9 protein-coding genes are annotated in these 10,138 nt (G+C 78.2%); 8 read left to right on the top strand and 1 reads right to left on the bottom strand.

The features are described 5' to 3' along the window. Positions 1 to 125 precede the first annotated feature (125 nt). A complete protein-coding gene (locus tag GSF02_RS16345; protein WP_159798441.1) occupies positions 126 to 887 on the bottom strand; it encodes a PAS and ANTAR domain-containing protein in 762 nt (253 codons plus the stop codon). 215 nt (positions 888 to 1,102) lie between these two features. Between GSF02_RS16345 and GSF02_RS16340 the strand changes: the two genes are divergently transcribed. From GSF02_RS16340 to GSF02_RS16305, 8 genes are all read left to right on the top strand, one after another. After that, positions 1,103 to 1,294: a hypothetical protein gene (locus tag GSF02_RS16340; RefSeq protein ID WP_159798440.1), complete on the top strand. Its 192-nt coding sequence runs from the start codon at positions 1,103 to 1,105 to the stop codon at positions 1,292 to 1,294. 225 nt (positions 1,295 to 1,519) lie between these two features. Further along, the gene (locus GSF02_RS16335; RefSeq protein WP_159798438.1) at positions 1,520 to 3,238 is read left to right on the top strand and encodes a carbamoyltransferase family protein; all 1,719 of its coding nucleotides are present in this window, start codon (positions 1,520 to 1,522) and stop codon (positions 3,236 to 3,238) included. Next, on the top strand, positions 3,235 to 4,776 hold the full coding sequence (locus GSF02_RS19115) for an HAD-IIIA family hydrolase (protein ID WP_159798437.1): 1,542 nt from the start codon (positions 3,235 to 3,237) through the stop codon (positions 4,774 to 4,776). The genes GSF02_RS16335 and GSF02_RS19115 overlap by 4 nt, the downstream gene beginning before the upstream one ends. Beyond that, the gene (locus GSF02_RS16325) at positions 4,773 to 5,855 is read left to right on the top strand and encodes a glycosyltransferase family 9 protein (protein WP_159798435.1); all 1,083 of its coding nucleotides are present in this window, start codon (positions 4,773 to 4,775) and stop codon (positions 5,853 to 5,855) included. Before GSF02_RS19115 ends, GSF02_RS16325 begins: the two co-directional genes overlap by 4 nt. Then, the gene (locus GSF02_RS16320; protein WP_159798433.1) at positions 5,852 to 6,862 is read left to right on the top strand and encodes a glycosyltransferase; all 1,011 of its coding nucleotides are present in this window, start codon (positions 5,852 to 5,854) and stop codon (positions 6,860 to 6,862) included. Before GSF02_RS16325 ends, GSF02_RS16320 begins: the two co-directional genes overlap by 4 nt. A gap of 110 nt (positions 6,863 to 6,972) precedes the next feature. Then, positions 6,973 to 8,271 carry a glycosyltransferase gene (locus GSF02_RS16315; protein WP_159798431.1) on the top strand — a complete coding sequence of 433 codons (1,299 nt, stop codon included), beginning with the start codon at positions 6,973 to 6,975 and terminating at the stop codon, positions 8,269 to 8,271. After that, positions 8,268 to 8,993 (top strand): D-sedoheptulose-7-phosphate isomerase, encoded by a 726-nt coding sequence (locus GSF02_RS16310; RefSeq protein WP_408003907.1) that lies wholly within the window; start codon positions 8,268 to 8,270, stop codon positions 8,991 to 8,993. The genes GSF02_RS16315 and GSF02_RS16310 overlap by 4 nt, the downstream gene beginning before the upstream one ends. Next, positions 8,990 to 10,138: PfkB family carbohydrate kinase (locus tag GSF02_RS16305; protein ID WP_235915636.1), on the top strand; the 1,149-nt coding region annotated here is incomplete at its 3' end. The genes GSF02_RS16310 and GSF02_RS16305, both read left to right, overlap by 4 nt.

Here is a 10,138-nt window from a genome sequence, read left to right as displayed (position 1 = left end):
GGGCCCCGGGGTGGGTTTGGGGGCCCAACCCCCGTTTGTTCCGCCCCACTTCCCTAGCCGTCGACGGCGGTGCTGCGCCCGGCGCGGGCGAGGTTCCGGGAACGGGCGCCGAGGTCCCCGCGGCGTCAGCCGCGGGAGCGGCGGCGCGTGAGCTGGGCCTCGTGGCCCCGCGGGCGCTCCACCGGGTGGACGGCAGCGAGCGCGGCCTCCAGCGTGGCCTCCGCCGTCGGGCTGGCGCTGCCGGCCTTCGAGATCGCCGTCATGATCTGCGCGGCGGCGACGTGCACCGGCACGCCGACGTTCTGCGCGACCTCGGCGAGCTGCCGGCCCGCGTTGGTGTCGTCGACGCCGCGCACCAGCATGATGATGCCCTTGGCCTGCTCCACCGCGGCGGCGTGGACGAACGCGCGGGACACCGCCTGCTGCGCCTCCCGCTCCAGCGCCTCGCGCTGCAGCGTGGTCGCGTCGACGATGTAGCCGACCACCTCGACCAGCTTGCCGCCGTGGTCACGGCGCCCCTGGCCGGTGACGACCACCGTGCGGGACTTGCCGCTGGGGTCGACGATGCGGTGGCTGCACGAGAACGGCTTGCCCGCCTTGAGCGCGACGGTGGCGGCCCGGATGAGGCGCTGCCGGTCGTCGGGGTGCTTGCGCGAGCACATCGTGTCGAGGCCCGGCTCGATCTCGCCGGGCTCCCGACCGTGCATGAGGTAGACCTCGTCCGACCACCACCACCGGCCGCTCGCCAGGTCGACCCGGTACCGGCCGACCAGCAGGGGCGTGCCGACCGCGATCGCCTGCGTGACGCTCGCCAGATCGGCTGCCGACGCGCCGCTCTGCGAGCGCGACGAGGCCGTGGACTTCGGTGCGTCGAGCGCGACTGTCATGTGACTACCTCCCAGAACCGAGATCCTGGGGGCCGCTTCCTGACCTCCCGTGCCCCCAACCGTAGCGGCGGGTGAAGATCGCGCCAGTTGAGAAGTGTTTTCGCAGGTGAGCACCCATGGCGCCCACCTGCGAGCGCCGCCGGACCGTGCCAGCGTGAGAGGGCCCGCGAAGGGCGACGGCCCGCCGCGGGCCGCTGGAACGCGAAGGAGGAACGATGAGCGAGAACGACAGCACCGCCCCGTACGACCCGGACCAGGACCCGGACGCGCAGCCGGCGTCTCTCAACCCCCGCACCGGGGCGCAGGCGTCCGGCGACGCCGGGTCCGACGACGACACCGACGCCGAGCCGGCGAACCTGAACCCGCGCTCGACGATCGACGAGCCGGAGAGCGGCGAGGAGGGCTGACGCCCCCGGGCGGTGCCGATGACGGGCCGACGGCGCTCGAGCGCCGTCGGCCCTCGTCATGCCCGGCCCTCGTCGCGCCCGCCCCTCGTCGCGCCTGGCGCGGGCCTCAACTTCGCCCGCTTCCACTTGCGAGCGCGAGAGCCACTTCTCTTGCGAGTGCCGAGAACCGTGCACACGGTGCATCCGACCGCAACGCCCGTGATCGCACTGTGGAGGTCCAGCCGGATGCGCGTGCTCGGAGTCAACGCCCTGTTCCACGACCCGTCCGCCGCCCTCGTCGTCGACGGGCGGGTCGTCGCCGCGGCGGAGGAGGAGCGCTTCTCCCGGCGCAAGCACGGCAAGCGGCCGGTGCCGTTCGCGGCGTGGGAGCTGCCGGAGCAGGCGATGCGCTGGTGCCTCGAGGTGGGCGGGCTCGAGCCGGGCGACCTGGACGCCGTCGCGTACTCGTTCGACCCCGCGCTGGCCAAGCCGGCCGAGGAGATGGGCCTGCCGGACCCGTGGGACTGGCTGCGCCGCCAGTACGCCGAGCGCGCCCCGCAGTTCATCGCCACCGCGCTGCCGGGCCTGTCCCCCGCCGCGGTGCGGTTCGTGCCGCACGAGGTGGCGCACGCGGCGTCGGCGGCCCTGGCCTCTCCTTTCGGCACCTGCAGCGTGATGTCGCTGGACGGGCGCGGCGAGCGGTCCTCGCACCTGGCGGGCCGGTACGTGGACGGCCGGCTCGAGGTGCTGGCCAGCCAGGAGCTGCCGCACTCCCTCGGCCTGATCTACGAGTCCCTCACCGAGCACCTCGGGTTCCTGCGCTCCAGCGACGAGTACAAGGTGATGGCCCTCGCCTCGTACGGCGAGCCGCGGTTCCTCGAGGAGCTGCGCGAGGTCTTCTACGCGACGCCCGACGGCGGGTTCGTGGCCGAGGCGCCGGACTGGACCCGGTGGGCGCCGCGCGCCACGCCCGGCGCGCTGCAGGACCCGGCGATGGCCGACGCGCTGGCGCCCGACGACGCGCACGGCGGCCTGCCGCCCGCGCACGCGGACCTCGCGGCGTCGGTGCAGGCCCGCCTCGAGGAGGTGCTGGTCGACCTGGCCACCTGGCTGCACGAGCGCACCGGCGACACCGCGCTGACGCTGGCCGGCGGCACGGCGCTCAACTGCGTGGCCAACTCGCGCATCTGGCGCGACTCGCCGTTCGACGAGGTGTGGGTGCAGCCCGCGGCGGGCGACTCCGGCACGGCGCTGGGCGCCGCGCTGCAGCTGACCGCCGAGGCGGGAGTGCCGGTCGAGCCCATGGGCTCGGCGGCCCTGGGCCGCGAGTGGTCCGACGACGAGCTCGCCGCCTGGCTGCGCCAGGCCCGCGTCCCGTTCACCACGCCGGACGACCTGCCCGGAGCGGTCGCCGACGTGCTCGCCGCCGACGGCGTCGTCGCCTGGTTCCAGGGCCGCGCCGAGTTCGGCCCGCGCGCGCTGGGCCAGCGCTCGCTGCTCGCCCACCCCGGCCACGCGCACAACGTGCGCCGCCTCAACGACGTCAAGGGCCGCGAGCAGTTCCGCCCCGTGGCGCCCATGGTGCTGCTGGAGGACGCCCCGGAGATCTTCTCCGGCGGCCCGATCCCCAGCCCGTACATGCTCTTCGTGCACGAGGTCGCCCCCGCCTGGCGCGAGCGCATCCCCACCGTGACCCACGTGGACCACACCGCCCGCATCCAGACCGTGGACGACTCGCAGCCGCGGCTGCAGGCCACGATCCGCGCCTTCCGCGACCGCACCGGGCTGCCCGTCGTCGTCAACACCAGCCTCAACACCGCGGGCCGCCCGATGGTGGACGACCCGCGCGACGCCCTCGAGCTGTTCGGCTCGGCCCCGGTCGACCTGCTGGTGCTCGGCCCGCACCTGGTGCACCGCGGCGCGCTGTTCGCCGGCGGCGGCGCGGCCGCGGGGGTGGCCGGATGACGACGTCGTACGCCGTGGTGGTGCCCACCGTCGGGCGGCCGCAGCTGGCGGGGCTGCTCGCCTCGCTCGGCGCCACGCTCGAGGCCAGCCCGGAGGCGCCCCGCCCCACGCAGGTGGTCGTCGTCGACGACCGCCCGGTCGGCGACGACGCCAACCCGCCGCTGGAGCTGCCGGTGCTGCTGGCGGGCGCCCCGGTGCACGCGGTGCGCACCGGCGGGCGCGGGCCGGCCGCCGCCCGCAACGCCGGGTGGCGCACCGCCGCGGGCGTGGAGTGGGTGGCCTTCCTCGACGACGACGTGCTGCTGCCGGCCGACTGGGCCGGCGGCCTGGCCAAGGACCTCGCCAACGCCGCCGACGACGTCGCGGGGGTGCAGGGCCGCATCGTCGTGCCGCTGCCGGCCCACCGCCGGCCCACCGACTGGGAGCGCAGCACCGCGGGCCTCGAGACCGCCGCGTGGGCCACCGCCGACATGGCCTACCGCCGCGCGGTGCTCGAGCAGGTGCACGGCTTCGACGAGCGGTTCCCCCGCGCCTATCGGGAGGACGCCGACCTGGCCCTGCGGGTGCGGGCCACCGGCGCCCGGCTGGTGCGCGGCGAGCGCGAGATCACCCACCCGGTGCGCCCGGCCGACGACGGCGTCAGCCTGCGCGTGCAGCGCGGCAACGCCGACGACGCCCTGATGCGCGCGCTGCACGGGCCGCGCTGGCGCGAGCTCGCCGAGACGGGCCGCGGCCGCCTCGCGTGGCACGCGGCCACCGTCGCCGCGGCGGCCGCCACGGGCGTGCTGGCCGCCGCCCGCCGCCCGCGCCTCGCCGCCGTCTCCGCCGCCGCGTGGGCCGGCCTGACCGGGGAGTTCCTCGCCCGGCGGCTGCGTCCCGGTCCCCGCCCCGGCGAGGAGGCCTTCGCCGCCGAGGTGCGGCGGATGGCGTGGACGAGCGTGGCCATCCCGTTCGCCGCGGTGGCCCACCGCGCGGCCGGCACCTGGCGCTGGCGGCGTGCCCTGGGCGGCACCGGCGCCGCCGCGTGGCCGCCGCCCGTGCGCGCCGTGCTGTTCGACCGCGACGGCACCCTGGTGCACGACGTGCCGTACAACGGCGACCCGGAGCAGGTGCGTCCCGTCGACGGCGCCCGCCGCGTGCTCGACCGGCTGCGCGCCCAGGGCGTGGCGGTCGGCGTGGTCTCCAACCAGTCGGGCATCGGCCGCGGGTTCCTCACGCCCGAGCAGGTCGCGGCCGTCGAGGCGCGCGTCGAGGAGCTGCTCGGGCCGTTCGCCACGTGGCAGCGGTGCCCGCACACCCCCGAGGACCGCTGCGCCTGCCGCAAGCCCGAGCCCGGCATGGTGCTGCGCGCCGCCGCCGAGCTCGGCGTGCTGCCGGCCGAGTGCGCAGTCGTCGGCGACATCGGCGCCGACGTCGGCGCCGCCGTCGCCGCGGGCGCGCGCGCCGTGCTGGTGCCGACGCCGGAGACCCGCGCCGACGAGGTGGCGGCCGCGCCGCGGGTCGCCGCGGACCTGGCCGAGGCGGTGAGGCTGCTGTGAGCGCCCGCGTGCTGGCCGTGCGGCTCGACAGCGACGGCGACGTGCTGCTCACCGGGCCGGCCGTGCGGGCGCTGGCCGCCGCGCACGAGCACGTGGACCTGCTCGTCTCGGGCCAGGGCCTGCAGGCCGCGCGCCTGCTGCCCGGCGTGCGCGACGTGCTGCGCTTCGACGCCCCGTGGAGCGGGTACGCCCCCGGCGCGTTCGACGCCGCCGCCGTCGGCGGGCTGGTCGCCGAGCTCGCCGCACGCGACTACGACGAGGCGGTGGTCTTCACGTCGTTCCACCAGTCCCCGCTGCCCATGGCGCTGCTGGCGCGCATGGCCGGCATCCGGCGCGTCAGCGCCACCAGCGAGGACTACCCGGGCGCGCTGCTCGACGTGCGCCACCGCCGTCCCGACGGGCTGCACGAGGTGGAGGCCGCCCTGGACCTGGCCCGCGCCGCGGGGGCGCCGCGGCCCGCCGACGACGACGGTCGCCTCGCCGTGCGCCGGCCGCTGGCGACCCTGCCGGCCGACGTCGCCGCGCTGCTGCCGGCCGGCCCGTTCGTCGTCGTGCACCCCGGCGCCTCGGTGCCGGCCCGCGCCCCGCGGCCGGATGACGCGCGGGCGTACGTGACCGCGCTCGCCGCCGCCGGCTGGGACGTGGTCGTCACCGGCGGCCCCGGGGAGCGCGCGCTGGCCGGCCACGTCGCGGCCGGCGCGCCGGACGCCGTGGACCTGGGCGGGCGCACCACCCTGCCCGAGCTGGCCACCGTGCTCGCCGCGGCCGCCTGCGTCGTGGTCGGCAACACCGGGCCCGCGCACCTCGCGGCGGCCGTGGGCACGCCCGTGGTCAGCCTGTTCTCCCCCGTGGTGCCGGCCGACCGGTGGGCGCCGTGGGGTGTGCCCGTCGCGGTCCTCGGCGACCAGGGCGCCGCGTGCCGCGCCACCCGGGCGCGCGAGTGCCCCGTGGCGGGGCACCCCTGCCTGGCGTCGGTGCCGGCCGGCCAGGTGGTGGGCGCGGTCGCCGGGCTGACCGGCCGGCCGGCGCCGCGCACCACCCGCACCGTGACGACCCACCGGACGGAGGTCCCCGCATGAGGGTGCTGCTGTGGCACGTGCACGGGTCGTGGGCGACGGCGTTCGTCCAGGGCCCCCACGAGTACGTCGTCCCCCTGCTGCCGGACCGCGGTCCCGACGGGCGCGGTCGCGCGCAGACGTGGGACTGGCCGGCGTCGGTCACCGAGGCGAGCCCCGCCGAGCTGCGCGCGGCGTTCGACGACGGGGCGATCGACGTCGTCGTCCTGCAGCGGCCGCACGAGGTGCACCTGCTCGAGGAGTGGACCGGCCGCCGGGCCGGCCGCGACGTGCCCGCGGTGTACGTCGAGCACAACGCGCCGACCGACCACGCCGCGCGCAGCCGCCACCCGCTGGCCGACCTCGACGTGGTGGCCGACGGCACGGTGCCGATCGTGCACGTCACCGCGTTCAACCGGCTCATGTGGGACTGCGGCACCGCGCGCACCACGGTGGTCGACCACGGCATCCCCGACCCCGGCCACCTCTGGACGGGCGAGCGGCCGCACGTGGCCGCCGTCGTCAACGAGCCGGTGCGCCGCTGGCGGGTGGCCGGCACCGACGTGCTGCTGCACGTGGCCCGCGACGTGCCGCTCGAGGTCTACGGCATCGGCACCGACGAGCTCGCCGAGCACCTGCGCGGCGTCGGCACCCCCGCCGCCGCGGCGAGCGCCGGGCGGCTGCACGACCTGCCGCAGCACGCGATGCACGCGGCCGTCGCCGGGGCGCGCGCCTACCTGCACCCCTACCGGTGGACCAGCCTCGGGCTGTCGCTGCTCGAGGCGATGGCGATCGGGCTGCCCGTGCTCGCCCTGCCCGTCACCGAGGCGCCCGTCGCCGTGCCGCCGGAGGCCGGCGTGCTCAGCGCCGACCCCGACGTGCTCGCGGCCACGGCGCGCCGCTGGCTCGCCGACCCGGCCGAGGCGGCGGCGCACGGCAAGGCCGCCCGCGAGCAGGTGCTCGCCCGCTACTCGCTCGACCGGTTCACCGACCGGTGGACCGACCTCCTGGCGGAGGCCGCCGCCACCTGACCCAGGCGGCCGTGTGCGCCCGCCCCGACCCGAACGAGAAAGCCGCACGAGAACCCGCTCGTCCCGGACACGTCGCACGACGTCCGGCACCCGACACAGGAGGTGACCGCATGCGGATCGCCATGGTCTCCGAGCACGCCAGCCCCCTCGCCACCCTCGGCGGGGCGGACGCCGGCGGGCAGAACGTGCACGTCGCCGAGCTGTCGCGACACCTGGCCGCCGCCGGCCACGAGGTCGAGGTCTACACCCGCCGCGACGACGCGACCCTGCCCGAACGCGTCCCGCTCGACCGCGGGGTCGAGGTGGTCCACGTGACCGCCGGCCCGGCGGCCCCGCTGCCCAAGGACGACCTGCTGCCGTGGATGGACGCCATGGGCGACGAGCTCGCCCGCGCCTGGTCCGACCCGGCGCGGCGCCCCGACGTCGTGCACGCCCACTTCTGGATGTCCGGGCTGGCCGCCGTGCGGGCGGCCCGGCAGGTCGAGGCCGCCACGGGCGTGCACGTGCCGGTGCTGCAGACGTTCCACGCCCTGGGGTCGGTCAAGCGGCGCCACCAGGGCGCCGCCGACACCAGCCCCGCGCGGCGCGTCGAGCTGGAGACGCGGCTGTGCGGCGACGTCGACCGGGTCGTGGCCACCTGCCACGACGAGGTGGACGAGCTGGACGCCCTCGGCGCGCCGGCGGACCGGATCCGCGTGGTCCCGTGCGGCGTCGACCTCGGGCACTTCACGCCGGGCGCCGACCGCGCGGCGCAGGACGGCGGCACCGGGCTGCGGCTGCTGTCGATCGGCCGGCTCGTCGAGCGCAAGGGCGTCGGCACGGTGATCGAGGCCCTCGCCGGCGTGCCCGACGCCGAGCTGCTGGTCGCGGGCGGCCCGCCCGCCGCCGCGCTCGACGACGACCCGGAGGTGTGGCGCCTGCGCAAGCTCGCGGCCGAGCACGGCGTCGCCGACCGCGTGCGGTTCCTCGGCGCGGTGGCGCACCCGGACGTGCCCGCCCTGCTGCGGTCCGTCGACGTCGTCGTGTGCACGCCCTGGTACGAGCCGTTCGGCATCGTCCCGCTCGAGGCGGCCGCCTGCGGCCGCCCCGTCGTCGGCAGCGCGGTGGGCGGCCTGCTCGACACCGTGGTCGACGGCCGCACGGGCCTGCTGGTGCCGCCGCGCGACGCGGCGGCCCTGGCCCGGGCGCTGCGCCGCCTCACCGACCGGCCGACGCGGCTGCGGTACGGCGCCGCGGCCCGGGTGCGCGCCGAGCAGCTGTACGGCTGGGCCACGGTGGCCCGCCGCACCGCGGAGGTCTACGCCGAGCTGGCGCCGCAGGCGGCGACGCCCTGGCCCGCCCCGCTCACCGTCCCGGCGCCGGGCGCCGCCGACGGCGTCACGGCCACGACCACGGGAGGTGCCCGATGACCACCGAGCCCACGACCCGCGCCCTGGCGACGCCGCTCGCCGCGCCGCTGAGCGTGCCCGTCACCGCTCCTCCGACGGCGCCGCCGCGCCCGCTGCCGAGCACGCCGCCCGGCGCACGCAGCTGGCTCGCGCAGCACACCGGGGACCTCATGGCGGGCCTGCAGGGCCTGCTCGACGACGGCGCCCGGCTCGACGGCTGGGGCCGCGAGCTCGCCGACCGGCTGCTGGGCGGCGCGCGCCTGCTCGTGGCCGGCAACGGCGGCAGCGCCGCCGAGGCGCAGCACCTCACGGCCGAGCTCGTGGGCCGGTTCGAGGGCGAGCGCACGCCGCTGTCCGCGATCGCGCTCCACGCCGAGACCTCCAGCCTCTCGGCGATCGTCAACGACTACGGGCCCGAGGAGATGTACGCCCGCCAGGTGGCGGCGCACGGCCGGCCCGGCGACGTGCTCCTGGCCCTGTCGACGTCCGGCAAGAGCCCCAACGTGCTGGCCGCCGTGCGGCGCGCGCGCCAGCTGGGCATCGACACGTGGGCGCTCACCGGCCCTGGGCCGAACCCGCTGGCCGACGCGTGCGACGACGTCATCGCCGTCGGCGCGGCGTCGACGTCGGCGGTCCAGGAGGTGCACCTCGTGGCGGTGCACGCCCTGTGCGCCGCGATCGACGCGCGGGTCGAGCGCCGCCGCCGGGTGCGCCCGGCCCGGCTGCACGGGGCGACGGCGTGAGCGCGGCCCGCGGCACCGCCGCCCCCGTCGCCGCCCCGGTCGCCGCGTCGGTGGTGCCCGCGCGCCCGGTCGTCGCCGTGGTCGGCGACGTGCTGCTCGACCGCGACGTCGAGGGCACGGTCACGCGGCTGTCCCCGGACGCGCCGGTGCCCGTCGTCGACGTCGACGCGGTGCGCGAGAGCCCCGGCGGAGCCGGCCTCGCCGCGCTGCTGTGCGCCGGGCGCGCCGACGTCGTGCTCGTCGCGCCGCTGGCCGACGACGACGGCGGCCGCGCGCTGCGCGAGCACCTGCGCGGCATGACGGTCGTCGCGCTCGGCCACGAGGGCGGCACCCGCCGCAAGACGCGGGTGCGCAGCTCGGGCCAGAGCCTGGTGCGGCTCGACGACGGCGGCACCGGCCGCCCCCGCGACGTCGACGCCCGGCACGTGGCCGCGGCCCTCGCCGCGTGCGACGCCGTGCTCGTGGCCGACTACGGCGGCGGCGTGACCACCGACCCCGCGCTGCGCGAGGTGCTCGCCGACATCGCCCGGCAGCGCCCCGTGGTGTGGGACCCGCACCCGCGCGGCGGCGCTCCCGTGCCGGGCGTCGCGCTGGTGACGCCGAACCTCGAGGAGGCCCGCCGCGAGGCGGCGCGGCTCGAGCTCGACGTGCCCGCCGACGACGCGGGCGCCCTCGCGAGCGCGCTGGCCGCCGCGTGGTCCGCCGGCGCGGTGTGCGTGACGTCCGGCTCGCGGGGCGCCTTCGTCGCCGAGGCCGGCGGTCCCGCGGTCCACGTGCCCACCGTGCCCGCCTCCGGCGGCGACCCGTGCGGCGCCGGCGACCGCTTCGCCGCCACCGCCGTCGACGTGCTCGGCCGCGGCGGCCGGGTGGCCGACGCCGTGCGCGACGCCGTCGCCGCCGCGAGCGCCTGGGTGTCCGCGGGCGGCGCCGAGGGCTTCCGCCGCGGCGGTACCGGGCAGAGGGCCGGGCAGAACGCCGCCGCCGCGGCGGCCGCCGACGTCCTCGCCGTCGGCGCGCCCGTCGTCCTCCCCGTCGGCGCTCCCGTCGTCCTCGCCGTCCGCCTGCCCTTCGTCCTCGCCGAACACCTCCCGCAGGGCGGCCTCCTGCTCGCCGGTGAAGCCGGTGACGATGAGGTCCGGGCTCTC

The sequence above is a fragment of the Puerhibacterium puerhi genome, from assembly GCF_009846865.1.
In the GTDB taxonomy this organism is placed as follows: Bacteria; Actinomycetota; Actinomycetes; order Actinomycetales; family Cellulomonadaceae; genus Puerhibacterium; species Puerhibacterium puerhi.
This window is presented reverse-complemented; position numbering and strand designations above follow the sequence as displayed.

Excerpts from the sequence above, each read along its gene's own strand:
- GSF02_RS16310 (WP_408003907.1), top strand. The coding sequence starts at position 8,268 with ATGACCACCGAGCCCACGACCCGCGCCCTGGCGACGCCGCTCGCCGCG.
- GSF02_RS19115 (WP_159798437.1), top strand. The coding sequence starts at position 3,235 with ATGACGACGTCGTACGCCGTGGTGGTGCCCACCGTCGGGCGGCCGCAG.
- GSF02_RS16335 (WP_159798438.1), top strand. The coding sequence starts at position 1,520 with ATGCGCGTGCTCGGAGTCAACGCCCTGTTCCACGACCCGTCCGCCGCC.
- GSF02_RS16345 (WP_159798441.1), bottom strand. The coding sequence starts at position 887 with ATGACAGTCGCGCTCGACGCACCGAAGTCCACGGCCTCGTCGCGCTCG.
- GSF02_RS16315 (WP_159798431.1), top strand. The coding sequence starts at position 6,973 with ATGCGGATCGCCATGGTCTCCGAGCACGCCAGCCCCCTCGCCACCCTC.
- GSF02_RS16320 (WP_159798433.1), top strand. The coding sequence starts at position 5,852 with ATGAGGGTGCTGCTGTGGCACGTGCACGGGTCGTGGGCGACGGCGTTC.
- GSF02_RS16340 (WP_159798440.1), top strand. The coding sequence starts at position 1,103 with ATGAGCGAGAACGACAGCACCGCCCCGTACGACCCGGACCAGGACCCG.